Annotated in this window: 21 protein-coding genes and 1 pseudogene; 7 read left to right on the forward strand and 15 right to left on the reverse strand. The window is 57.5% G+C overall.

The window, feature by feature from the left end; all coding sequences use genetic code 11:
* Positions 1–555: 555 nt before the first annotated feature.
* Positions 556–912 carry a 6-carboxytetrahydropterin synthase QueD gene (gene queD, locus RX972_RS25265; protein ID WP_080238016.1) on the reverse strand — a complete coding sequence of 119 codons (357 nt, stop codon included), beginning with the start codon at positions 910–912 and terminating at the stop codon, positions 556–558.
* A 197-nt stretch (positions 913–1,109) separates the two neighbouring features.
* Between queD and RX972_RS25270 the strand changes: the two genes are divergently transcribed.
* The 7 genes and pseudogenes from RX972_RS25270 (at position 1,110) to RX972_RS25295 (ending at position 7,125) form a co-directional block, all read left to right on the forward strand.
* The gene (locus RX972_RS25270; RefSeq protein ID WP_027899382.1) at positions 1,110–1,418 is read left to right on the forward strand and encodes a PepSY domain-containing protein; all 309 of its coding nucleotides are present in this window, start codon (positions 1,110–1,112) and stop codon (positions 1,416–1,418) included.
* On the forward strand, positions 1,418–1,723 hold the full coding sequence (locus tag RX972_RS25275) for a PepSY domain-containing protein (protein ID WP_099271228.1): 306 nt from the start codon (positions 1,418–1,420) through the stop codon (positions 1,721–1,723). Before RX972_RS25270 ends, RX972_RS25275 begins: the two co-directional genes overlap by 1 nt.
* The gene (locus RX972_RS25280) at positions 1,723–2,394 is read left to right on the forward strand and encodes a response regulator transcription factor (protein WP_027899384.1); all 672 of its coding nucleotides are present in this window, start codon (positions 1,723–1,725) and stop codon (positions 2,392–2,394) included. The genes RX972_RS25275 and RX972_RS25280 overlap by 1 nt, the downstream gene beginning before the upstream one ends.
* On the forward strand, positions 2,391–3,716 hold the full coding sequence (locus tag RX972_RS25285; RefSeq protein WP_316879547.1) for a sensor histidine kinase: 1,326 nt from the start codon (positions 2,391–2,393) through the stop codon (positions 3,714–3,716). Before RX972_RS25280 ends, RX972_RS25285 begins: the two co-directional genes overlap by 4 nt.
* 265 nt (positions 3,717–3,981) lie before the next feature.
* Positions 3,982–4,713, forward strand: a pseudogene (locus RX972_RS29660) (cache domain-containing protein); the annotation flags it as partial.
* Between the two features lie 102 nt (positions 4,714–4,815).
* Positions 4,816–5,571, forward strand: coding sequence for a methyl-accepting chemotaxis protein (locus RX972_RS29665; RefSeq protein ID WP_406643835.1), 756 nt, complete (start codon positions 4,816–4,818; stop codon positions 5,569–5,571).
* A gap of 489 nt (positions 5,572–6,060) precedes the next feature.
* Complete coding sequence (locus RX972_RS25295; protein WP_027899386.1) at positions 6,061–7,125, forward strand: AI-2E family transporter; 1,065 nt, start codon at positions 6,061–6,063, stop codon at positions 7,123–7,125.
* A 75-nt stretch (positions 7,126–7,200) separates the two neighbouring features.
* Here the strand turns inward: RX972_RS25295 and nuoN are convergent, their stop codons facing one another.
* From nuoN to aceA, 14 genes are all read right to left on the reverse strand, one after another.
* Positions 7,201–8,664 (reverse strand): NADH-quinone oxidoreductase subunit NuoN, encoded by a 1,464-nt coding sequence (nuoN, locus tag RX972_RS25300; protein ID WP_099271224.1) that lies wholly within the window; start codon positions 8,662–8,664, stop codon positions 7,201–7,203.
* A 7-nt stretch (positions 8,665–8,671) separates the two neighbouring features.
* A complete protein-coding gene (nuoM, locus tag RX972_RS25305; protein WP_027899388.1) occupies positions 8,672–10,204 on the reverse strand; it encodes an NADH-quinone oxidoreductase subunit M in 1,533 nt (510 codons plus the stop codon).
* Positions 10,205–10,243: 39 nt separating this feature from the next.
* Entirely contained in the window at positions 10,244–12,097 is a 1,854-nt protein-coding gene (gene nuoL, locus RX972_RS25310; RefSeq protein ID WP_099271222.1) for an NADH-quinone oxidoreductase subunit L, read from the reverse strand.
* On the reverse strand, positions 12,094–12,402 hold the full coding sequence (gene nuoK, locus RX972_RS25315; RefSeq protein WP_027899390.1) for an NADH-quinone oxidoreductase subunit NuoK: 309 nt from the start codon (positions 12,400–12,402) through the stop codon (positions 12,094–12,096). Before nuoK ends, nuoL begins: the two co-directional genes overlap by 4 nt.
* Positions 12,399–12,908: an NADH-quinone oxidoreductase subunit J gene (gene nuoJ, locus RX972_RS25320; protein WP_027899391.1), complete on the reverse strand. Its 510-nt coding sequence runs from the start codon at positions 12,906–12,908 to the stop codon at positions 12,399–12,401. The genes nuoK and nuoJ overlap by 4 nt, the downstream gene beginning before the upstream one ends.
* 10 nt (positions 12,909–12,918) lie before the next feature.
* On the reverse strand, positions 12,919–13,467 hold the full coding sequence (gene nuoI, locus RX972_RS25325) for an NADH-quinone oxidoreductase subunit NuoI (protein ID WP_017123831.1): 549 nt from the start codon (positions 13,465–13,467) through the stop codon (positions 12,919–12,921).
* A gap of 11 nt (positions 13,468–13,478) precedes the next feature.
* Positions 13,479–14,486 carry an NADH-quinone oxidoreductase subunit NuoH gene (nuoH, locus tag RX972_RS25330; RefSeq protein ID WP_095097525.1) on the reverse strand — a complete coding sequence of 336 codons (1,008 nt, stop codon included), beginning with the start codon at positions 14,484–14,486 and terminating at the stop codon, positions 13,479–13,481.
* Positions 14,483–17,197 (reverse strand): NADH-quinone oxidoreductase subunit NuoG, encoded by a 2,715-nt coding sequence (nuoG, locus tag RX972_RS25335; RefSeq protein ID WP_316879563.1) that lies wholly within the window; start codon positions 17,195–17,197, stop codon positions 14,483–14,485. The genes nuoH and nuoG overlap by 4 nt, the downstream gene beginning before the upstream one ends.
* A 132-nt stretch (positions 17,198–17,329) precedes the next feature.
* Positions 17,330–18,685 carry an NADH-quinone oxidoreductase subunit NuoF gene (gene nuoF / locus RX972_RS25340; protein ID WP_122709149.1) on the reverse strand — a complete coding sequence of 452 codons (1,356 nt, stop codon included), beginning with the start codon at positions 18,683–18,685 and terminating at the stop codon, positions 17,330–17,332.
* Positions 18,682–19,179, reverse strand: coding sequence for an NADH-quinone oxidoreductase subunit NuoE (nuoE, locus tag RX972_RS25345; protein WP_027899395.1), 498 nt, complete (start codon positions 19,177–19,179; stop codon positions 18,682–18,684). Before nuoE ends, nuoF begins: the two co-directional genes overlap by 4 nt.
* An 8-nt stretch (positions 19,180–19,187) precedes the next feature.
* A complete protein-coding gene (gene nuoC / locus RX972_RS25350) occupies positions 19,188–20,969 on the reverse strand; it encodes an NADH-quinone oxidoreductase subunit C/D (RefSeq protein WP_316879565.1) in 1,782 nt (593 codons plus the stop codon).
* Between the two features lie 72 nt (positions 20,970–21,041).
* Complete coding sequence (locus tag RX972_RS25355) at positions 21,042–21,716, reverse strand: NuoB/complex I 20 kDa subunit family protein (RefSeq protein WP_027899397.1); 675 nt, start codon at positions 21,714–21,716, stop codon at positions 21,042–21,044.
* A 10-nt stretch (positions 21,717–21,726) separates the two neighbouring features.
* Entirely contained in the window at positions 21,727–22,140 is a 414-nt protein-coding gene (locus RX972_RS25360; RefSeq protein ID WP_027899398.1) for an NADH-quinone oxidoreductase subunit A, read from the reverse strand.
* 442 nt (positions 22,141–22,582) lie between these two features.
* Positions 22,583–23,908: an isocitrate lyase gene (gene aceA / locus RX972_RS25365; RefSeq protein WP_316879568.1), complete on the reverse strand. Its 1,326-nt coding sequence runs from the start codon at positions 23,906–23,908 to the stop codon at positions 22,583–22,585.
* Positions 23,909–24,173: the final 265 nt, after the last annotated feature.

Raw genomic sequence — 24,173 nt, forward strand, 5'->3', positions numbered from 1 at the left:
GCGAACAAGTTCGCTCCTACCGTCCATGCGCGAACCTCGGTAGGACCGAATTCATTCGGGAAGGCTATATGTCAGGCAATACAAAAGCTGCGGATGTACCGCCCCCTCGCGAACAAGTTCGCTCCTACCGTCCATGCGCGAACCTCGGTAGGACCGAATTCATTCGGGAAGGCTATATGTCAGGCGATACATAAGCCGCGGATGTACCGCCCCCTCGCGAACAAGTTCGCTCCTACCGTCCATGCGCCAAGCTCGGTAGGACCGAATTCATTCGGGAAAGCTGTGTGTCAGGCGATACAAAACCTGCGGATGTACCGCCCCCTCGCGAACAAGTTCGCTCCTACCGTCCATGCGCCAATCTCGGTAGGACCGAATTCATTCGGGAAAGCTATATGTCAGGCGATACAAAACCTGCGGATGTACCGCCCCTTCGCGAACAAGTTCGCTCCTACCAGTGCAATTGCCCATTGATATCGTGCACGCCTGCAACATCATTCCCTCCTGCCACAAAAAAGCCCCCCTTGCGAACAAGGAGGGCTTTCTCAGTACCAGCGATTACTCGCCGCGGTAGATACAACCACTGGTGCACGTTTCGTGAATACGTATAGCAGACAGCTCCGGCAACAGCGGCTTGAGCTCAGCAAAGATCCATTTGGCGAGGTTCTCGCTGGTTGGGTTTTCAAGCCCGGGTATGTCATTCAAATAGTGGTGGTCGAGGCGTTCATAAAGCGGCTTGAAGATCGCCTTGATTTCAGAGAAATCGCGGATCCAGCCGATGTGCGGATCGACTTCACCTTCCAGATGGATAGCGATGCGGAAGGAGTGCCCATGCAGCCGTCCGCATTTATGACCTTCGGGCACGTGAGGCAGGAAGTGGGCCGACTCGAACGTAAACTCTTTAAAAATTTCCAAAATGTTCAACTCTAAAAATGGCGATCGTCGCAGCGACGCATGCAGGCCAAGAGTTTATCAGCATTGGTTTGGGCTTTGCGCTAAAACGCGGTAGTTCATCCGCACTGATGGCACCTAGCCAGATAGATTCAGGTTGAATTAAGTTGGGACGTTTATTCTAAATGCATAGGAATAAACATTCTCGATGGAGCCTGATAGTGAAAACCCTGACTGCGCTTTTGGCTTCTGCCCTTCTGGTATTTACCAGCGGTGCAGTCAGCGCTCGCGACATTTCCCCTGACGAAGCTGCTACATTGCGCGCCGCTGGCAGCATTAAAAGCGCGGAGCAGCTTAACGCAGTAGCGTTGGCCAGGCACCCTGGCGCGACCATCAATGACACCGAGCTTGATGAAAAATACGGCAAGCATGTTTATGAGGTTGAGCTTACCGACCCTCGAGGTATCCACTGGGACGTAGATATCGATGCCGCGACCGGGAAGGTGCTCAAAAATCATCAGGACCGATAATGAAGTTACCTAAGCGTCGTGGCACTCTTGTTTGCCTTGTGCTGGTCTGCATCTCTGTGCAAGCGAGGGACCTGGATCAGGATGAAGCGCTGAGCTTGCGTCAGAAGGGCACTATTCTTCCGCTTGAACAGTTGATGGATTTGGCCATGGCCCGTCATCCGGGCGCCAAGTTATTAGAGGCGGAACTTGAAGAGAAGCATGGCGTGTACGTTTATGAGTTTGAGATTCTGACCTCGGAAGGGGTCGTCCGCGAGCTGAAATATGACGCTCGGGACAGTCGACTATTGAAGGATGAGGAAGACTGATGCGCCTGTTACTGGTAGAAGACCATGTCCCGCTGGCTGATGAGTTGCTTGCCGGTCTGGGCAGGCAGGGCTATGCCGTTGACTGGCTTGCGGACGGGCGTGATGCGGTTCACCAAGGCGTAACCGAGCCTTATGATTTGATTATTCTCGACCTTGGCTTGCCAGGGCTTCCTGGTCTGGAAGTACTCGAACAATGGCGTACCGCAGGGCTGGCAACGCCGGTTCTGGTACTTACGGCGCGAGGCTCCTGGTCTGAACGTATAGAAGGGCTGAAGGCCGGTGCTGACGATTACCTGACCAAGCCTTTTCATCCCGAAGAGCTGCAGCTGCGTATTCAGGCGTTGTTGCGCCGCTCCAAAGGACTGGCCAATCAGCCTCGTCTTGAATCCGCTGGTTTGCATCTGGACGAAGGGCGTCAATGCGTTAATCAAGGCGGAGTAGACATTCAGCTGACCTCCGCTGAATTCAGATTGCTGCGTTACTTCATGCTGCACCCCGAGCAGATCCTTTCAAAAAGCCATTTGGCTGAGCACCTTTATGACGGTGAAAACGAGCGTGATTCCAACGTCATTGAAGTGCATGTGAATCACCTCAGACGCAAGCTGGGTAAAGCCGTGGTCGAAACCCGGCGCGGTCAGGGCTATCGTTTTGGCGGGGAGCCTGCTGCTTGAAGTCTATTCAACGTCGCTTGAGCATCGGGCTCATCAGCGTGATGGTTCTAGTGTGCGTTGTGTTGGCTCAAACCAGCTTGTGGCTGTTTGAGTTAGGTTTGCAGCGTTATCTGGAAGCCGGATTGCGCAACGAAAGCGAAAGCCTGCTGGTTGCCTTGGTGCGCGGCCAGAATGGCGTGCAACTGGATGAGCATCGATTGTCGCCTGCCTATCAGCGGCCTTATTCCGGGCACTATTTTCGAATTGATTTTCCGGAGGGCCACTGGCGCTCCAGATCGTTATGGGATCTGGAAATTCCCGATCCAGGTTCGAGTGGGTTACATGCGAGCTACGAGTTAGGTCAGACAGGCCAGTCCTTGCTACTGCACAAGGCCGATTACCGGAAATTCGGTCAGGACCTGTCAATTACCGTTGCCCAGGACTACACACCGGTCAGGGCGAGCTTTCTTCGGGTACAACAAATTGGCCTCGGGCTGGGACTTGCCGCTCTCCTGCTGATTCTGGCTCTGCAGCGGGTGACGGTGCGTCGTGCCTTGCGTCCACTTGATAGGGCCCGTGAACAGCTTGTTCAGCTCCAGCAAGGCAAGCGTTCCCAACTGGATGAAGAGGTACCCGTAGAACTCGAACCTCTTGTGTCGCAAATCAACCATTTGCTGGAGCATACCGAAGACAGCCTGAGACGCTCGCGCAACGCGCTCGGCAATCTGGGGCATGCGTTGAAAACACCACTGGCAGTCCTGTTCAGCGCCATTGCCAGCCCCCAATTTGATGCCCATCCCGCCCTGCGTAATATTCTGCGTGAGCAACTGGAACAGATTCAGCAACGCCTTGCGCGTGAGCTCAATCGTGCGCGGCTATCCGGCGATGCGTTGCCCGGTGCGCATTTTGATTGTGATGCCGAATTGAGCGGACTGTTCGCCACCTTGCGCATGATCCATGGCGAGCACTTAAACCTTGAGATGCACGTCAAGCCAGGTCTGTCTCTACCTTGGGACCGTGAGGATATTCTGGAACTGCTGGGCAACTTGCTGGATAACGCCTGCAAATGGGCGGACAGCGAAGTATTGCTGACGATTAGTAGGGAGGAAGCGAGCTTCAGTATTGTGATCGAAGACGACGGTCCCGGTATCCCTGAAGCCATGCGCGAGGAAGTCTTCAGCCGTGGTGCGCGTCTGGATGAGCAAATCACCGGTCATGGACTGGGCCTCGGTATCGTGCGCGATATCGTTCAGGTGTGGGGCGGCCATCTGCAACTTGAAGCCAGCCACTCAGGTGGGCTTCGAGTACGGATTGACCTGCCTGATCGTTCAGCGATCGATTGACTTGCTCAGTAAGCCATTAGGCACGTCATTAACCTGGCAACTACCGCTCAATATTCCGGCGTTCAATACGGACTTTACTTACGAGCACTTCAGAAGCCTCTCAACTTTTCAGCCAGATTGCCGATACAGGCCCAAGATCAAAATTTAAAAACAACAAATTGATGCTTGGGGTCCTATGCGCATTAGCCTGAAAGCCAAAGTACTTTCACTGGCGATTCTGCCAGTGCTGATATTCGCGTTGATCATCAGCGTGACAACGATTGTGATGCTCCGCGAGCAGGCAAAACAGGAGGTCAGCCAGACCCGCGAACGGCTGCTGAATGAAGCCAAGGCTACGCTGCAAAATTATGTCGCCATCGGTATGACAGCTATCAAACCGATCTACGACGCCGCGCCGGCTGGCGATGAGACCGCAAGGGCACAGGCTATAAAACTGCTTTCCGGCATTTCCTATGGCAAGGACGGCTACTTCTTCGGCTACGATTCGCAATCAATACGCTTGTTCAAGGCAAACAGTCCTGATGGCGTAGGGAAGAGCTTCAAAGAAGCACGCGACCCCAACGGCGTCTATGTCAACAATGAACTGGTGGCTGTAGCCAAAGCGGGTACGCACTATCTGCTGTACTCCTCACCGCTGCCTGGCAAAACCGAGTTGCTGCCCAAGCTGGGTTACACCGAATATTTGCCAAAATGGGACATGGCGATCGGCTCGTCTGTCAATCTTGATGGTATCGACGCTCAGGTTGCATTGGTCGAGCGGGACGTTGAAGCACGCCTGCAGGAAATGCTGCTGAGCATCGTCGGGGTTGCCTTACTTGTTCTTGTCATTATCAGCATTGTCGGTGTCGTGCTGGCAGGCACCCTGCTGCGCCCACTGCGCCTGATGAAAAACAACCTCGATGACATCGCCGCAGGCGAGGGGGACCTGACTCGCCGTCTGGCAGTTACCAGTCAGGATGAGTTGGGTGACCTGGCCAGTTCCTTTAACCGCTTTGTCGACAAAATCCATAGTCTTGTCAGTCAGATATCCGGCATGACCGGACAATTGACCGGTCTGGTAGGCGAAGTGTCGAGCCAGGCGCAGCGCTCAGAGCAAGCCATGGAACGCCAGCGCCAAGAGACTGATCAGGTTGCCACCGCAATCAACGAGATGTCCGCTGCGGCTCAGGAAGTGGCGAAGAGTGCCCAGGGTGCCTCGGTTGCTGCACAGAAGACCGACGAGGAGGGGCAGTCGGCCAAACGCGTCGTCGATGGCAGCATCAAATTGATTCACGCGCTGGTTGAAGATATTCGAAACAGTGGCTCGTCTCTGGATAGCCTCCAGAAAGATGTGTCTTCGATTGTGAGCGTACTCGGGGTGATTCGCTCTATCGCTGAGCAGACCAACCTGCTGGCCCTCAACGCCGCTATCGAAGCAGCGCGTGCGGGGGAGGCGGGTCGCGGTTTCGCGGTGGTCGCCGATGAGGTGCGTGCGCTGGCCAGTCGTACCCAGCAGAGCACTCAGGAAATCCAGGGCATGATCGATCGCTTGCAGAAAGGCACGCAGACGGCTGTTGACGCCATGCGTCGCTCCAGCGAAGCCGGTGATGGTACCTCCGTGCAGGCCAATCAGGCGGGGTCTTCGCTGGATGCCATTGGCGAGCTGATCACTACCATCAACACCATGAACGCGCAAATCGCCAGCGCCGCTGAAGAGCAAACGGCAGTTGCCGAGGAAATCAACCGCAGCGTGCATCAGATTGCTTCTGCCGTTGACACCGTGGCAGACGAAACCCGGCAAAGCGCGCAGACCTCCCGCAGCCTGAATGACCTTGGTCAGCGCCTTGGTGCATTGGTTGGGCAGTTCCGCGTTTAACCCGCGTGAGAAGTGCGCTACTAATGGTTGACCTGCAGGAGCGCCCTCCTCGTCCGCCGCGCCGCACTGTCGCGTAATAAACATGGATCCTGTAGGAGTGAGCTTGCTCGCGATAGCGGTCGATCTGTTAAGAGGATAGCGTCTGACCTGACGCTATCGCGAGCAAGCTCACTCCTACAGAATAAGCATTTAAACTCAGATAGTTATTTCGTGTTTGATGAGCGCTACCGAAGGCTGCGAGGCATTCATCCTGGCACACCGCTATCGTAGCCTTCGGCAGCTCCTACAGATCAAATGTCTGCCGTCAGACAGAGCGGTGTAATGACACTGTGCGATCTCCTGCAAACCCTGCGGCCAGAAGCATTCTCTGCTGTAATACCCTTTCCAGAGCCTTCATCTGCCCGACCGCAGAATGATCGCACTCGTCCGTCGATTGGCTGACTAAGGATCAGGTCAAGCGAGTTGCTTGCCTACTGACATGGAAAGGACATGAACGAAACCACGCTGCAATACAAAACCCTGATCATGCTGTTGGTGCTGGTGACCATCGCGTTCATATGGATTCTGTTGCCGTTCTACGGCGCGGTTTTCTGGGCGGTGATCCTCGGCATCATCTTTGCCCCGGTCCAGCGTCGCTTGCTGCTGCGCTTTGGCTGGACACGTAATCTGACGTCGCTCTGTACCCTGGTAATCTGTCTGGTCATCGCGATTTTGCCGGTTATCGTCATCAGTGCCTTGCTGGTTCAGGAAGGTGCCACGCTCTACAAGAACGTCGAAAGCGGGCAGCTCGACATCGCCAGCTATCTCGCCGAGTTCAAAGGCTTGTTGCCGCATTACGTTCAGGGCTGGCTGGATCGACTCGGCATGGGCGATCTCGATGGTCTGCGCGACAAGATCGCCAAAGGCGCGATGCAGGGCAGTCAGTACCTGGCAACGCAGGCATTCAGCTTTGGTCAGGGCACCTTCGACTTCGTCGTGGGCTTTTTCATCATGTTGTACCTGCTGTTTTTCTTCCTGCGCGACGGCCAGGAACTGGTGCGCAAGATGCGTATCGCAGTGCCTCTGGCTGAACCCCAGAAACGTCGCCTGCAACTGAAGTTCACTCGCGTCGTACGCGCCACGGTCAAGGGCAACATTGTGGTCGCGATTACCCAGGGTGCACTCGGAGGCTTTATCTTCTGGTGTCTCGACATTCCCAGCGCTCTGCTCTGGGCGGTCATCATGGCGTTTCTGTCGCTGCTGCCAGCCGTGGGCGCAGGGATCGTCTGGGCGCCAGTGGCAGTTTATTTCCTGTTAAGCGGCATGATCTGGCAGGGCGTAGTACTCGCGCTGTTCGGCGTGTTCGTGATTGGACTGGTCGACAACGTGCTGCGACCTATTCTGGTTGGCAAAGATACCAAGATGCCCGATTACCTGATTCTGATCTCTACCCTGGGCGGGATGTCTGTGTTCGGTCTTAACGGTTTCGTGATCGGCCCGATGGTCGCAGCGTTGTTCATGTCCACCTGGGGCTTGTTCGTCAGCGCCAAGAAGACGGTACGTTTGCCTGGGTAAACTTCCAGGCGAAAAAAAACCTGCTCAATCGAGCAGGTTTTTTTATGCGTCCCTTCATGCCTGATGCTTGAGAGATCAGCCCATCAGACCCGCTTGCTTGACCAGTTCCAGCAGCGGCTGCGGATAGACACCCAGTACGAAGGTCAGAATGGCAATTGCCAGCAGCATCACGCCGCCGGTACGTTGCGCCCAGTTGAAGGCCGCATCGTGGCGTGGCAGCTTGGAGTCCACCAGATACAGCGTGACCATCACGCGCAGGTAGTAGAAGACGCCGATAGCGCTACCGATGATCAGCGCACCGAGCAACCACCACAGCTTCGACTCAACGCCGGTTGCGATGATGTAGAACTTGCCGATGAAGCCAGCCGTCAGCGGGATGCCCGCCAGGGACAGCATCATCAGGGTCATTACCGCTGTCAGGTATGGACGACGCCAGAACAGACCGCGGTATTCGAACATCGCATCGGTATCACGTCCGCTGTACGGCGACGACATCATGGTGATCACACCGAAGCTGCCCAGGCTGGTCAGTACATAAGTGACCAGATACACGCCGATGGCCTCAACCGCCATGCCTTTGCTCGCCACCAGGGCAATCATCAGATAGCCGAAGTGGGCGATGGACGAGTAACCCAGCAGACGCTTCAAGTTGTTCTGCATCAGTGCCAGCAGGTTGCCGACGATGATCGACGCCACGGCGATGACCGCCAGTACGTCATGCAGTACACCGCTGTTGGCCGCGGGGGAGATCTGGAACAGACGCACCAGCACTGCGAAAACTGCAACCTTGCTGGCAGTGGCCAGGAAAGCCGCTACCGGGGCAGGGGCGCCCTCGTAGACGTCCGGGGTCCACAGGTGGAAAGGCACCAGCGACAGCTTGAATGCCAGACCTACCAGCATCATGCCCAGACCCAGGCTGGCGATCGGGCTTGGCAGACCGCTTGCAGCCAGCGCCTTACCAATGCCTTCAAAGCCCAGCGTGCCAGCTTCGGCATACAGCAGCGCCATGCCGAACAGCAGGAACGCCGAACCGGCTGCCGAGAGCACCATGTATTTGATACCGGCTTCCAGCGAGCGCTTGTTGAAGAATGCGTAAGCGACCAGACCGTAGACCGGCACCGACAACAGCTCCAGACCGATAAACAGGCCTGCCAGGTGTTGCGCGCTGACCAGTACCAGACCGCCAGCAGCGGCGAGCAGGATCAGCAGGTAAAGCTCTTCACGATTGCCAGGGTAGCCAGCTTTGCCATCGCCGAGATAGGCGTGAGCCATGGTCACGCACGCCAGAGTCGAGGCCAGGATCAGCGCCATGTACAAGCAGGCGAAGCTGTCGATCTGCAGCAGGGGCGTCACTACCAGCGGAGCGACTTTCAATGCCGGGTAGATCGAGAGCAGGGCAAGGTTAAGCCCCCCCACGCTGAGCAGGAAGGTTTGCGAGTGATTGCGGCGCCATGCGATCGCCAGCATCACCACAACAATGGTAAGGCTGGTAATCAGCAGTGGGGCAAGCGCAATAAAATGTTGAGTCGTCAGGTCCATAGCGCTCTTACCGGGCCGAAGCGAGTTGAGTGAAGGCAGTGCCGAGCCATTGCTGCACGCCGTGCATGGTCGCTGCCGACGTATCGAGGAATGGCTGCGGGTAAACCCCGACCAGTACCAGCAATACGGCCAGACCGAGCACCATGATCATTTCCCGTCCGTCCATGCCTTTGAGAGGCTCGTCGGATTTCGCCGGGCCGAAGTAGGCGCGGTGGATCATGATCAGCGAGTAGACAGAGCCAAACACCAGACCGGACGTGGCAATTGCGGTGATCCATGGCGCACTGACAAAGCTGCCCAGCAGGATCAGGAACTCACCCACAAAGTTACCGGTACCCGGCAGACCCAGAGAGGCCGCCGCGAAGAACAGGCTGATCGCTGGCAGGTAGGCGATGCGCGACCACAAACCACCCATTTCACGCATGTCACGCGTATGCAGACGTTCGTACAACTGACCGCTGAGGATAAACAGTGCGGCAGCCGACAGACCGTGAGCAAGCATCTGAATCACAACGCCTTGCAGCGCTTGCTGGCTGCCGGAATAGATCCCGATCAACACGAAGCCCATGTGCGAGACGCTGGAAAACGCGATCAGGCGCTTGATGTCGGTCTGTGCGAATGCCAGGAAAGCGCCGTAGAAAATGCCGATCAGGCCCAGAATCATGGCGATAGGCGCGAACTCGGCAGACGCGTTCGGGAACAACGGCAGTGCAAATCGCAGCAGACCATACGCAGCGGTTTTCAACAGGATACCGGCCAGATCGACCGAGCCCGCTGTAGGCGCCTGGGCGTGAGCATCCGGCAGCCAGGAGTGGAAGGGCACCACTGGCAGCTTAACTGCGAAGGCAATGAAGAAACCCAGCATCAGGATGTATTCGGTGCCCGGTGCCAGTTGGGTCTTCAGCAGTGTGGCGTAATCGAACGTGATCACTCCGGTCTGATTGAAGTTGACCAGGACCAGACCGAGGATCGCCACCAACATGATCAGGCCGCTGGCCTGAGTGAAGATGAAGAACTTGGTCGCGGCGTAGATTCGTGTCTTCTTGCCGTCCGCCGAGCTGTGACCCCAGAGCGCGATGAGGAAATACATCGGCACCAGCATCATTTCCCAGAAGAAGAAGAACATGAACAGGTCGATGGCCAGGAACACGCCAATCACGCCACCGAGGATCCACATCAGGTTGAGGTGGAAGAAACCAACGTTACGCTGGATCTCTTTCCACGAACACAACACCGATAGCACACCGAGCAGGCCGGTCAGCAGGATCATCAGCAACGAAAGACCATCAAGGGCCAGGTGGACGCTGATGCCGAAGCGAGCGATCCACAAGTGCTTGAATTCGATAGCCCAGGTTGGGTCGACGCCGGGCGCTGGTGCGTAACTGTAGTTGCCAGTACTCCACAACCAGAGGCCCAGGGCCAGTTCGAGGGACATGGTCAGCAGCGCGATCCAGCGCGGCATGGTGGCGCTGAAACGCTCACCTTGCCAGCACAGCAGGCCACCGATAAAGGGGATCAGGATTAGCCAAGGCAGAATCATGACGGGCTCAATTCCTTTCGCAAATTCGCAAGGTTCATGTCAGACCGCAACCACGACGACGGCGCCGAGTACCAGTACGGCACCTACAGCGATCGAAGCGGCATACCAGCGCAGTTGACCGGTTTCGGTACGGGTCATGCTGCCATGACCTGCCTTGACCAGACGTGGGATCAAACCAATGGTGTGGTCCAGTGGGTCGCTACGCAGCAACTGGCAGATAGCCAGATACGGCTTGACGAACAGCTTGTCGTACACCCAATCGAAGCCCCATGCCGCGAACCACCAAGCCGACAGGAAACGGCCCGGTGCGCTGTTGGCGATGGAAGTGACCAAGCGGCGCTTGCCCAGGAACAGCAAGGCTGCGAGCAGGATACCGGCCAGAGCGATAGCACCCGAGGCGATTTCCAGACTGTGCTTGGCATCGCCACCGGCATGGCCGACGCTTTGCGGCAGCACACCCGCCAACGGTGGGGTGATCAGCGCGCCGATGAAAGTCGACAGCACGATCAGCACACTCAATGGCAACCAGTGGGCAATACCGTGACCTGCGTGCGCTTCCGTTTTCGCTTCACCGTGGAAGGTGATGAAGATCAGGCGGAAGGTGTACAGGGAAGTCATGAATGCGCCGACCAGACCTGCGTACAGCAGACCGTTGTTGCCGCTGGCGAAAGCCTCCCAGAGAATTTCGTCCTTGGAGTAGAAACCCGCCGTCAACAATGGCAGGGCCGCAAGGGCCGAGCCGCCGACGATGAAGCTGGCGTAGGCCAGAGGCAGTTTCTTCCACAGGCCGCCCATCTTGAAGATGTTCTGCTCGTGGTGGCAGGCAACGATCACCGCACCGGAGGCGAGGAACAGCAGCGCCTTGAAGAAGGCGTGAGTCATCAGGTGGAAGATCGCGCCTTCCCAGGCACCGACGCCCAGTGCCAGGAACATGTAGCCGATCTGGCTCATGGTCGAGTAGGCGAGGATACGTTTGATGTCGGTCTGTACCAGTGCTGCGAAACCTGCCAAAACCAGTGTCACGCCGCCGACGATACCTACCAGATGCAGAATGTCCGGAGCCAGAGCAAACAGACCGTGAGTCCGGGCGATCAGGTAAACACCTGCGGTCACCATGGTTGCGGCGTGGATCAGTGCCGAAACCGGCGTCGGGCCAGCCATTGCGTCTGCCAGCCAGGTTTGCAGCGGCAGTTGCGCGGATTTACCGACAGCACCGCCGAGCAGCAGCAGAGTGGCCAGCACGATCCAGAAGTCGCCGACCTTGAAGTGCTCAGGCGCACGCACCAGCAACTCCTGGATATTCAGCGTACCCAGTTGTTGGAACAGGATGAACAGGCCGATGGCCATGAACACGTCGCCGATACGGGTCACGATGAAGGCTTTGAGTGCCGCGTTACCGTTGTTGCGGTTGCTGTAGTAGAAACCGATCAACAAGTAACTGCATAGACCTACACCTTCCCAACCGAAGTACAGGAACAACAGGTTATCGCCGAGCACCAGGAACAGCATGCTGGCGATAAACAGGTTGGTGTATGCGAAGAAACGCGAGTAACCGGCTTCGCCACGCATGTACCAGGAAGCGAACAGGTGGATCAGGAAGCCGACGCCAACCACGACACCCAGCATCGTCACGGACAGGCCGTCCAGATACAGCGCGAAGTTGGGTTCAAAACCGTCCACGGCCATCCAGCGCCACAACACCTGGGTGTAGTGACCGCCTTCAGGCGGCGCAACGTTGAACTGCCAGATAACCCACGCAGTAACGATGGCTGACAGGCCGATAGAGCCGACGCCGATCAATGCCGCGAGGTTTTCCGAGATACGTCCACGGGAGAACGACAGCAGCAGAAAACCGATCAGGGGAAATACGAAAGTCAGAAAGAGTAGGTTCATCCGCGCATCTCGCTGGCAGCGTCGATATCGAGAGTGTGGAAGCGGCGATACAGCTGCATCAGGATCGCCAGGCCAATACTGGCCTCGGCCGCCGCGAGGGTGATCACCAGGATGAACATGACCTGTCCATCCGGCTGAGCCCAGCGGCTACCGGCAACGACGAACGCCAGAGCCGATGCGTTCATCATGATCTCCAGGCTCATCAACACAAAAAGAATGTTACGGCGCACTATCAGACCGACCAGGCCGAGAACGAACAGGACCCCGGCAACCGCCAGACCGTGCTCCAGAGGGATAGCATTCATTGGCTTGGCTCCTTCGCTTCGTTGCGGCCCAAATGGAATGCCGTTACTGCAGCAGCCAGCAGAAGCATCGAGGCCAGTTCGACGACCAGCAGGTAGGGCCCGAACAGGCTGATGCCGACTGCCTTGGCGTCGACGGTGGTGTGACCGATAGCGGCGCCTGTCTGGTTGGCGAACAGCACGTACAGTAATTCAGCCAGCAGCAGCGCGCCCAGAATCACCGGGCCAACCCAGATACCGGGTGTGAGCCAGGTGCGTTCCTGCTGAACCGAGGCAGGGCCCAGGTTGAGCATCATCACCACGAAAACGAACAGGACCATGATCGCGCCCGCATAAGCGATGACTTCCAGAACCCCGGCGAACGGAGCGCCAAGGCTGAAAAAAGTCATCGCCACGGCGATCAGCGAAATGATCAGGTAGAGCAGGGCGTGCACCGGGTTCGTGTTGGTGATCACCCGCAGGGTGGACACTACAGCGATGCCGGATGCGAAATAGAAAGCGAATTCCATCTTTACTTCCTTAAGGCAGCAAGCTCTTGACGTTGATCGGTTCGGCTTCGTTCTGTGCAGAGCCCTTGGGCTTGCCAGCGACGGCCATACCGGCGACGCGATAGAAGTTGTAGTCAGGGTTCTTGCCGGGGCCGGAGATCAGCAGATCTTCTTTCTCGTAAACCAGATCCTGACGCTTGAACTCGGCCATTTCGAAATCCGGTGTCAGCTGGATCGCCGTGGTCGGGCAGGCTTCTTCGCACAGGCCGCAGAAAATGCAACGCGAGAAGTTGATGCGGAAGAACTCTGGGTACCAACGGCCGTCATCGGTTTCGGCTTTCTGCAGCGAGATGCAGCCAACCGGGCAGGCCACGGCGCACAGGTTGCAGGCTACGCAGCGTTCTTCACCATCAGGATCGCGGGTCAGTACGATACGACCGCGATAGCGCGGCGGCAGGTACACCGCTTCTTCCGGATATTGCAGGGTGTCGCGTTTGCGGAAGCCGTGACCGAATACCATCACCAGGCTTCGCAACTGGGTACCAGTACCCTTAACGATGTCGCCAATATATTTGAACATGGGTCAAATCCTCACTGAACCGAGCCGGCTGGTGTGTTCAACAGCACAACCGCAGCAGTCACCAGCAAATTGATCAGGGTCAGCGGCAGACAGAATTTCCAGCTGAAATCCATGACCTGGTCATAGCGTGGGCGCGGAATGGATGCACGCAGCAGGATGAACAGCATGATGAAGAACGCAGTTTTGATGGCGAACCAGAAGAACGACAGTGACGGCAGGATATCGAACGGACCGTGCCAGCCACCGAAGAACAGCGTTACCAGCAGCGCCGAGATCAGAATGATGCCGATGTATTCGCCAACGAAGAACATGCCCCACTTCATGCCTGCATATTCAATGTGGTAACCGTCAGCCAGTTCCTGTTCCGCTTCCGGCTGGTCGAACGGGTGACGGTGAGTCACGGCGACGCCAGCAATAAAGAAGGTACAGAAGCCAAAGAACTGCGGAATGATGAACCACAGGTTTTGCGCCTGATATTCAACGATGTCGCGCATGTTGAACGAGCCAACCTGCACCACGATGCCCATCAACGCCAGGCCCATGAACACTTCATAGGACACGGTTTGTGCCGAGGCACGCAGCGCGCCGAGCAGGGCGAACTTGTTGTTACTCGACCAACCGGCAAACAGAACGGCGTAAACCGACAGCCCGGCCATGGCGAAGAAGAACAGCAGACCGATATTCAGGTCCGCCACGCCCCAGCTTGGGGTGATCGGGATAATCGAGAACGCGATCAGCAAGGCGCTCATGGCAACTACCGGGGCCAGGGTGAAGATCACCTTGTCGGCAAACGGCGGGGTCCAGTCTTCCTTGAAGAACATTTTCAACATGTCGGCAGCAATCTGGAACATGCCGAACGGGCCGACGCGGTTCGGACCGTAACGGTCCTGCCACCAGCCCAGCAGACGACGTTCCACAAAGCTCAGCAGTGCGCCGCAGACCACAACGGCCAGCAGCACAACGATGGCCTTGACGACCGCAATGATCGCGTCGATCACATCAGGGGTGAACCAACTCATTGCGCTGCCTCCTGCAGACCGTCAACGGACTTGCCGAAAATCGCCGGCGGAATACCGGCCAGACCGGCAGGCAACGCCACGAGACCCGCGCCCAGCTCTTCGTTGATACGCAGCGGTAGACGCAGGGTCTGACCGGCGACATTCAACGACAGCAAAGCGCCTTCGTTGACGCCCAGGCGATCAGCTTCCGACTTGGCCAGAGCCACATAAGGAGCAGGAATGCGTTCTTGAACCGGAGCGGCTTTCGAAGAGTTCTCTTCGCTGCCGAACAGGTGATAGAACGGCACCACTTGCCAGGTCCCTTGAGCAGGGGAGAAGGCGCGAGGTGCGCTGGTGAACCAGCTCAGGTTATCGCCCTGGGTTTCGATCAGACGTGTGCCCGGATCACCGGCACGCAAGTGACCGCCGACTTCGTCCTGGAACTTGTTCCAGGCTTGTGGCGAGTTCCAGCCCGGTGACCAGGCAAATGGTACTTGCTGACGTGGCTCAACCGAACCCGAGTAACCTTCCATGGAGAAGGAGAACGCGGTGTCGTTGTCTTGCGAAGTACGCGGTTCGTGCACGCTGATGTTGGCGCGCATTGCGGTACGGCCGCTATAACGCAGCGGTTCGCGAGCCAGCTTCAAGCCTTTGATACGGAACGCAGCCGATGGCGCAGCGTTGACGATGGCAGCCAGTTGCGGATTACTTGCAGCGCAGGCAGCCGTCACGTGGTCCAGCAACGTCCAGTCCACCGGTTTGTTCAGCAGGGTGGCGCGCAGGGCGTGCAGCCAGCGCCAGCCTTCGTGAACCAGAATGCTGGCGTCCAGATAAGTCGGGTCGAACACCTGGAAGAAGCGCTGAGCACGGCCTTCCTGGCTGACCAGCGTACCGTCGCCCTCAGCAAAACTGGCAGCAGGCAGCACCAGATGAGCACGATCACCGGTCGGGGTTTTCTGATGATCAGCCACGATCACGACTTTCGCCGCGCTCAGGGCTGCATCGACCTTGGCAGCATCGGTGCGGGTGTACAGATCGTTTTCCAGCACGACGATAGCGTCGGCCTTGCCGTCGATTACTGCTTGCAGCGCGGCATCGACAGAGTCGCCACCCAGCAGTGCCAGGCCGAGGCTATTGGCCTCCGGCACGATCAGGCTGATGGAGCCTGCCTTGTCGCGCAGCTTCAGCGCTTTGGCAATGTTGGCCGCGGCTTCGATCAGCGCTTTGGAGCCCAGAGAAGTACCGGCAATGATCAGCGGGCGCTTGGCGGCCAGCAGGGCGTCGGCGATACGTTGGGCCAGTTCAAGAGCTTCAGGCTCAAGGCCTTCAACGGCTGGCGCACTTGCATCCAGCGCGTGAGCGACGGCGAAACCGATACGCGCCAGATCGTCCGGTGCTGCGTGGACGCATTCTTCGGCAACATCATCCAGTTTGGTTTCGGCCAGGCTGGCGATGAACAGTGGGTTCAGCTCATGCTGACCGATGTTCTTCACTGCCGCGTCGAGCCATGGCTGGACTTTCATCGCCGCTGCCATCTCTTCGGCCTTGCCTTTTACCGCTTGGCGCAGGCCCAGAGCCAGACGTGCAGCTGTCTGGGTCAGGTCTTCACCGAGTACGAAAATAGCGTCGTGGTCTTCGATGTCACGCAGGGTCGGGATCGGCAGCGGGCTGTCTTTCAACACCTGAGCCACCAGACGGATACGCTCAAGCTCTGAGGCTTCGATACCTGAATAGAAGTGCTCGGCACCCACCAGTTCGCGCAGGGCGTAGTTGCTTTCCAGGCTGGCACGCGGCGAACCGATACCGACGATGTTGCGGCCGCGCAGTAGATCAGCAGCGTTATCCAGCGCCTGATCCAGGCTCAGTTTGCTGCCATCGGCTAGATGCGGCTGACGTGGACGGTCTTCGCGGTTGGTGTAGCCATAACCGAAACGGCCACGGTCGCAGAGGAAGTACTGGTTCACCGAACCGTTGTAACGGTTCTCGATACGACGGATTTCACCGTAACGCTCGCCCGGGCTGATGTTGCAACCGCTGGAGCAGCCATGGCAGATGCTTGGCGAGAACTGCATGTCCCACTTGCGGTTGTAACGCTCGGAGTGAGTCTTGTCGGTGAACACACCGGTCGGGCAGACCTCGGTGAGGTTGCCGGAGAACTCGCTTTCCAGAACGCCGTCTTCAACGCGACCGAAATACACGTTGTCGTGAGCGCCGAATACACCAAGGTCGGTGCCGCCTGCGTAATCTTTATAGAAACGCACGCAACGGTAGCAGGCGATGCAGCGGTTCATCTCGTGAGCGATGAACGGGCCGAGTTCCTGGTTCTGGTGGGTGCGTTTAGTGAAGCGATAACGGCGCTCGTTGTGGCCAGTCATCACGGTCATGTCTTGCAGGTGGCAGTGACCGCCTTCCTCACAGACCGGGCAGTCGTGGGGGTGGTTGGTCATCAGCCATTCGACGACACTGGCCCGGAAGGCCTTGGATTCGTCATCTTCGATGGAAATCCAGGTGTTATCGGTGGCTGGAGTCATGCAGGACATGACGATACGACCACGGGTGTCGTTTTCGTCTGTGTACTGCTTGACCGCACATTGGCGACAGGCGCCAACGCTGCCAAGGGCGGGATGCCAGCAGAAATACGGGATGTCGAGGCCTAGCGACAGACATGCCTGTAACAGGTTGTCTGCCCCATCGACTTCGAGCGCTTTGCCGTCTACGTGGATAGTGGCCATGGTTCAAAGGTCTTCGTTGGCCCGGTGTCAGCGGGCGTGGCTAATGGAATCTTGTTATTCGCACGACTCTAAACAGCCTTCACGGCGTCATCGTGCGATGAACCGGGGGATGTCCCCCGGCCTTGCAAACGGTTACGCGCCGACGATGATCGGTCTTGCCAGAGGGGGAACGGCTGCGCTGGTGGGCGCGATACCGGCCTCGAACTCCGGGCGGAAATATTTGATCGCACTACCCAACGGCTCCACGGCACCCGGTGCGTGAGCGCAGAAGGTCTTGCCCGGGCCAAGGAAGCCAACGAGTCCCAGCAGGGTTTCGATATCACCCGCCTGGCCGACACCTTTTTCCAGGGCGCGCAGAATCTTCACGCTCCATGGCAAACCGTCACGGCAAGGGGTGCAGAAACCGCAGGATTCCTGAGCGAAGAACTCTTCCATGTTGCGCAGCAGCGAGACCATGTTGACCTTGTCGTCAACGGCCATGGCCAGACCTGTACCCATCCGGGTGCCGACCTTGGCGATACCACCGGCATACATTTGCGCTTCCAGGTGTTCTGGCAGCAGGAAGCCAGTACCGGCGCCGCCTGGCTGCCAGCACTTGAGCTTGTAACCGTCGCGCATGCCGCCTGCATAGTCTTCGAACAACTCTCGGGCCTGCACGCCGAATGGCAGTTCCCACAGACCAGGGTTTTTCACCTTGCCGGAGAAACCCATCAACTTGGTGCCGTGGTCTTCGCTGCCTTCGCGGGCGATGGACTTGTACCAGTCATTACCGTTACCAACGATGGCCGGAACATTGCACAGCGTCTCAACGTTGTTCACGCACGTCGGCTTGCCCCACACGCCAACGGCGGCAGGGAAGGGCGGCTTGGAGCGCGGGTTGGCGCGACGGCCTTCCAGGGAGTTGATCAGTGCGGTTTCTTCACCGCAGATGTAACGCCCGGCGCCGGTGTGCACAAACAGCTCGAAATCAAAGCCGGTGCCCAGAATGTTCTTGCCCAGCAGACCGGCTGCTTTGGCTTCTGCCACGGCACGATTGAGGTGCTTGGCCGCAGTGACGTATTCGCCGCGCAGGAAGATGTAACCGCGATAGGCTTTCAGCGCACGAGCGCTGATCAGCATGCCTTCCACCAACAGGTGTGGCAGCTGCTCCATCAACATCCGGTCTTTCCAGGTGTTGGGCTCCATTTCATCCGCGTTGCACAGCAGGTAGCGGATGTTCATGGATTCGTCTTTGGGCATCAGGCCCCACTTCACGCCAGTGGGGAAGCCCGCGCCGCCGCGACCTTTAAGGCCGGAATCTTTGACAGACTGGACGATGTCGTCAGGCGATTGCTGGGTGAGCGCCTTGCGCGCCGCCGCATAACCGTCTTTGGCCTGATATTCGTCGAGCCAGACCGGCTCGCCATCATCACGCAGACGCCAGGTCAGCGGATGGGTTTCTGCCGTGCGCGCAATGCGGTTGGCAGGGCCGAAGGAAGTGATGGTCATGGGTAACCCTCCAGCATCTTGGCCACAGTGCCGGGTTGCACGTCGCCAAAGGTGTCATCGTCGACCATCACGGCCGGGGCTTTGTCGCAGTTGCCCAGGCAGCAGACTGGCAGCAGGGTGAAGCGGCCGTCGGCCGTAGTCTGGCCCGGGGCGATGCCCAGCGAGTTCTGGATTTCTTCGACCACTGATTCATGGCCGGCAATAAAGCAGACCATGCTGTTGCAGACACGGATGATGTGTCGGCCAACCGGCTGACGGAAAATCTGGCTGTAGAACGTCGCCACACCTTCAACGTCGCTCGCAGGGATGCCGATCAGTTCGCCGATGGCGTAGATGGCGCCGTCCGGCACCCAGCCACGTTCCTTCTGAACGATCTTCAGGGCTTCGATAGACGCCGCGCGCGGGTCCTCGTAGTGATGCAACTCGTGCTCGATGGCCGAGCGCTCGGTTTCGCTGAGGGCGAAACGGTCTGTCTGGATAAGCGTGCTGTTCATGCTCATGCTTAGCGGTCCACGTCGGCCATAACGAAATCGATACTACCCAGGTACGCGATCAAGTCCGCGACCATGCTGCCTTTGATCACCGAAGGGATCTGTTGCAGATGCGGGAAGCTTGGGGTGCGGATCCGGGTACGGTAGCTCATGGTGCCGCCGTCGCTCGTCAGGTAGTAACTGTTGATGCCCTTGGTCGCTTCGATCATCTGGAAGGATTCGTTGGCTGGCATGACCGGGCCCCACGAAACCTGCAGGAAGTGCGTGATCAAGGTCTCGATGTGCTGCAGCGTGCGCTCTTTCGGCGGCGGCGTGGTCAGCGGGTGATCCGCCTTGTACGGGCCTTCCGGCATGTTGCGCATGCACTGGTCGATGATCTTGATGCTCTGGCGCATTTCTTCGACGCGAACCATGCAGCGGTCGTAGGCATCACCATTGGCCGCCAGCGGTACTTCAAACTCGAAGTTCTCGTAGCCGGAGTAAGGACGCGCTTTACGCAGGTCGAAATCGCAACCGGTGGAACGCAGGCCTGCACCGGTGACACCCCATTCGAGGGCCTCTTTGGTGTTGTAGGCAGCGACACCGATGGTCCGACCTTTCAGGATGCTGTTCTGCAGAGCTGCTTTGGTGTACTCGTCGAGACGCTTCGGCAGCCAGTCAACGAAATCCTTGACCAGTTTTTCCCAACCGCGCGGCAGGTCGTGGGCAACACCACCGATGCGATACCAGGCCGGGTGCAGACGGAAACCGGTGATGGCTTCGATCACGGTGTAGGCCCGCTGACGGTCGGTGAAGGTGAAGAACACCGGGGTCATCGCGCCCACGTCCTGAATGTAAGTACCCAGGAACAGCAAGTGGCTAGTGATCCGGAAGAACTCGGCCATCATGATGCGGATGGTGTCGACTTTCTCAGGCACCTTGATGCCAGCCAGTTTCTCGACCGAAAGCACGTACGGCAGGTTGTTCATCACGCCGCCCAGATAATCGATCCGGTCGGTATACGGAATGAAGCTGTGCCACGACTGACGCTCGGCCATTTTCTCGGCACCACGGTGGTGGTAACCAATGTCCGGAACGCAATCGACGATTTCTTCACCGTCCAGCTGCAGGATGATACGGAACGCACCGTGAGCCGAAGGGTGGTTCGGGCCCAGGTTGAGGAACATGTAGTCCTCGTTCGTTCCGGAGCGCTTCATGCCCCAGTCTTCCGGGTTGAAGCGCGCGGCTTCTTCTTCCAGTTGCTGCTTGGCCAGCGTCAGGCTGAACGGATCGAATTCGGTGGCGCGCGCCGGGAAGTCCTTGCGCAGCGGGTGACCTTCCCAGGTCGGCGGCATCATGATCCGGCTCAGGTGCGGGTGGCCGCGGAAATCGATACCGAACATGTCCCAGACTTCACGCTCGTACCAGTTAGCGTTGGGCCAGATGCGGGTTACGGTCGGCAGGCTTAGATCACTTTCGGACAGCGCTACCTTGATCATCACGTCGCTGTTACGTTCGATCGACACCAAGTGGTAGAACACGCTGAAGTCAGCACCCGGCAAGCCATGGCGCTTGGTACGCAGACGCTCGTCCACGCCATGCAGGTCGTACAGCATGACGTAAGGTTTGGGCAGCTGACGCAGGAAGGTCAGCACCTCGATCAGGCGCGCACGCTCGACCCACAGCACAGGCATGCCAGTGCGGGTCGATTGGGCGGTGAACGCCTCGGCGCCAAAACGGTTGTTCAATTCTACGACGACGTCTTGGTCGTCTGCCTTGTAAGGCGGGATGTACAGAGCACTGCCTGTAGTCATGGTTTTTTATCGCTTTCGGTCAACGTAAAGAATGAAGCCAGCTATTCGTTCTTTAAAAGGAACAGTTCTGGATCAGACTTCGTCGGGGCTGCGCAGATTGGTGACTGCAATTCGCTGTTCGCGGCGCTGTTCCTTTTGCGACGGCATCTCGGCGCGATACACGCCTTGGTCACCGACGACCCAGGAAAGAGGGCGACGCTCCTGGCCGATGGATTCCTGCAACAGCATCAAGCCTTGCAGAAATGCTTCGGGGCGGGGCGGGCAGCCGGGCACATAGACATCCACAGGAAGGAACTTGTCCACGCCCTGAACCACGGAATAAATGTCGTACATACCACCGGAGTTGGCGCACGAACCCATGGAAATAACCCATTTAGGTTCGAGCATTTGCTCGTAGAGACGCTGAATGATCGGCGCCATCTTGATGAAGCAAGTACCGGCAATAACCATGAAATCCGCCTGACGCGGCGATGCCCGGATAACCTCGGCGCCGAAGCGGGCGATGTCGTGGGGCGCCGTGAAGGCGGTTGTCATTTCCACATAGCAGCACGACAAGCCGAAGTTGTACGGCCACAGGGAGTTTTTACGCCCCCAGTTGACCGCGCCACTCAGCACGTCTTCCAGCTTGCCCATGTAGATGTTTTTGTGGACTTGATCTTCTAGCGGGTCGGAAACAGTTTCCCGTTTGCCGATTGGATACTCGTCATTTGGAGCATCCGGGTCGATCCTGGTGAGATTGTATTGCATCGCCAAAGCCTCATTGTTTTAGCTTCGCTTGCCGATTACGGCGACCTTCAGGAGCCCAATCCAGCGCTCCAACCCGCCATAGGTAGACAAGACCTGCCAACAGAATTGCTATGAAAACGAGTGCTTCGACGAATCCGGTCCAGCCGCTTTCGCGGACGGACACAGACCAGGCAAAGAGATATAGGGCTTCAATGTCGAAGATCACGAACAGCATCGCGACCAGATAGAATTTTGCCGAAAGGCGAAGGCGGGCGCTGCCGGTAGGCAGCATGCCGGATTCAAACGGTTCGTTTTTGCTGCGGCCCCAGGCTTTGCTACCCAAGAGGCTGGAAACACCGAGCATGAAGGCGCACAGGCCGACTACACCCAAAAGGAAAATGGCGAAGCCCCAGTTGTGGGCAATCAAACCTGTCGATTCGGACATGCTGGCATTCCTTGACAGAGATCAATGGTCTCTGAGCTTGAAAATAGTATATGCAGCGACGATATGTCGCAGCGAAATCAATTTCGATGATTTTATGTGCAAAAACAGGGCAAGTAAATTTTCTATATCAAATTAATTTGTGCAATTAATCACTTACAGCCCTGAGTTGAGGGTTTGGAGCAGGCGGGGCGGGGGTTGGCGGGGTTTAAGCTAATTATGTTTCGTTCTAAAAAGTTACGGAAGAAGGACTGTTTTCTAAATGATAATAAGTATCATTTGTTGTTAGGCGGGTTTAATGGCGTTTAATGTGAGGTAGTTGCTGTTTCTGGAAGTTTTGCGGTGACCTTATCGTCGGAATGCCGCCCAGACCAAGCCCAGTCCCACAGCGACCGTATTTCTCTTGTGGGAGCCGGGCTTGCCCGCGATTTAGTCACCGCCGATCTCAGTGAAACTGCTCTTCCTCAGTAGAGCCCGTCAGCGCCGTTACCGAAGACACTCCCCCCTGAATTACGGTGGTCACGTCATCGAAGTAGCCGGTGCCCACTTCCTGCTGGTGCGCCACGAAGGTATAGCCTTTGGCGGCATCGGCGAACTCCTGCTCCTGCAGTTTCACGTAGGCCGTCATGTCGTTGCGGGCGTAGTCGTGCGCCAGGTTGAACATGCTGTGCCACATGTTGTGAATACCCGCCAAGGTAATGAACTGGTGCTTGTAACCCATGGCCGAAAGCTCGCGCTGGAATTTGGCAATGGTCGCGTCGTCCAGATTCTTCTTCCAGTTGAAGGACGGTGAACAGTTGTAGGAGAGCAACTGATCCGGGTACTCCTTCTTGATCGCCTCGGCAAAACGACGGGCTTCGTCCAGATCCGGCTTGGCGGTTTCACACCAGATCAGATCGGCATAAGGCGCGTAGGCCAGACCGCGAGCGATGGCCTGATCCAGCCCGGCGCGTACCTTGTAGAAGCCTTCGTGCGTTCGGGTGCCGGTTACGAAAGGTTTGTCATACGGATCGCAGTCAGACGTCAGCAGGTCAGCAGCGTTTGCGTCGGTACGCGCCAGAATAATCGTCGGTACACCGGCAACGTCCGCCGCCAGGCGAGCGGCCACCAGTTTTTGTATGGCTTCCTGGGTGGGTACCAGAACCTTGCCGCCCATATGGCCGCATTTCTTGACCGATGCCAGCTGGTCTTCGAAGTGCACGCCCGCGGCACCTGCTTCGATCATGCTTTTCATCAGTTCGTAGGCGTTGAGTACGCCGCCAAAACCGGCTTCGGCATCCGCTACGATGGGCGCGAAGTAATCGATGTAGCCTTCATCGCCCGGACCTTTCCCTGCTTTCCACTGAATCTGGTCGGCACGGCGGAAGGAGTTATTGATGCGCTTGACTACGGTCGGCACCGAGTCTACTGGGTACAGCGATTGATCGGGGTACATCGATTCGGCCGAATTATTGTCGGCGGCTACCTGCCAACCAGACAGATAAATCGCCTGAATACCGGCCTTGACCTGTTGTACCGCCTGACCGCCAGTAAGAGCGCCCATGCAGTTAACGAAGTCCTTGTCAGGACGGAAGGAAGGCTTGGCACCTTGGGTGACCAGATTCCAGAGCTTCTCTGCGCCATTCCTGGCGAACGTGTGTTCAGGTTGAACCGAGCCACGCAGGCGGACGACGTCAGCGGCGGAATACGTACGGGTCACATTTTTCCAGCGCGGATTTTCAGCCCAGTCTTTCTCGAGAGCTGCTATTTGTTGTTCGCGTGTCAGTGCCATGAGCGAAACCCCTTTCACATAGGTTTTGTTGGAATGTCCTGCTCCGCCAAAACGCCCCGGATATCGAAGGCACATGGATGGCTGCTCGCTGATCAGATGTCTGGCTATGAGCCTGATTTGCGCGGTGGCGGCGGGAAGAGGTCGTTCGAGGCGGGAAAGGCGAGTTCAGGGCGTAGCTGTGGCGTGCAGTCGGGCACAGAGACTCCCGATTTCGTCACTCAGCAGCTTTGCCGATGGACCGTAATACGCTTCCGTCCCTCAGGAC

This window comes from Pseudomonas syringae group sp. J309-1 (assembly GCF_032582135.1).
Lineage (GTDB): Bacteria > Pseudomonadota > Gammaproteobacteria > Pseudomonadales > Pseudomonadaceae > Aquipseudomonas > Aquipseudomonas quasicaspiana.

Coding starts and splice junctions, on each gene's coding strand:
- nuoI (WP_017123831.1), bottom strand. CDS start 13,467: ATGTTCAAATATATTGGCGACATCGTTAAGGGTACTGGTACCCAGTTG.
- nuoJ (WP_027899391.1), bottom strand. CDS start 12,908: ATGGAATTCGCTTTCTATTTCGCATCCGGCATCGCTGTAGTGTCCACC.
- RX972_RS25360 (WP_027899398.1), bottom strand. CDS start 22,140: ATGTCCGAATCGACAGGTTTGATTGCCCACAACTGGGGCTTCGCCATT.
- nuoN (WP_099271224.1), bottom strand. CDS start 8,664: ATGGACCTGACGACTCAACATTTTATTGCGCTTGCCCCACTGCTGATT.
- nuoK (WP_027899390.1), bottom strand. CDS start 12,402: ATGAATGCTATCCCTCTGGAGCACGGTCTGGCGGTTGCCGGGGTCCTG.
- nuoL (WP_099271222.1), bottom strand. CDS start 12,097: ATGAACCTACTCTTTCTGACTTTCGTATTTCCCCTGATCGGTTTTCTG.
- nuoC (WP_316879565.1), bottom strand. CDS start 20,969: ATGACTACAGGCAGTGCTCTGTACATCCCGCCTTACAAGGCAGACGAC.
- RX972_RS25275 (WP_099271228.1), top strand. CDS start 1,418: ATGAAGTTACCTAAGCGTCGTGGCACTCTTGTTTGCCTTGTGCTGGTC.
- aceA (WP_316879568.1), bottom strand. CDS start 23,908: ATGGCACTGACACGCGAACAACAAATAGCAGCTCTCGAGAAAGACTGG.
- nuoE (WP_027899395.1), bottom strand. CDS start 19,179: ATGAACAGCACGCTTATCCAGACAGACCGTTTCGCCCTCAGCGAAACC.
- nuoM (WP_027899388.1), bottom strand. CDS start 10,204: ATGATTCTGCCTTGGCTAATCCTGATCCCCTTTATCGGTGGCCTGCTG.
- RX972_RS29665 (WP_406643835.1), top strand. CDS start 4,816: ATGGAACGCCAGCGCCAAGAGACTGATCAGGTTGCCACCGCAATCAAC.
- RX972_RS25280 (WP_027899384.1), top strand. CDS start 1,723: ATGCGCCTGTTACTGGTAGAAGACCATGTCCCGCTGGCTGATGAGTTG.
- RX972_RS25295 (WP_027899386.1), top strand. CDS start 6,061: ATGAACGAAACCACGCTGCAATACAAAACCCTGATCATGCTGTTGGTG.
- RX972_RS25355 (WP_027899397.1), bottom strand. CDS start 21,716: ATGCAATACAATCTCACCAGGATCGACCCGGATGCTCCAAATGACGAG.
- nuoG (WP_316879563.1), bottom strand. CDS start 17,197: ATGGCCACTATCCACGTAGACGGCAAAGCGCTCGAAGTCGATGGGGCA.
- nuoH (WP_095097525.1), bottom strand. CDS start 14,486: ATGAGTTGGTTCACCCCTGATGTGATCGACGCGATCATTGCGGTCGTC.
- nuoF (WP_122709149.1), bottom strand. CDS start 18,685: ATGACCATCACTTCCTTCGGCCCTGCCAACCGCATTGCGCGCACGGCA.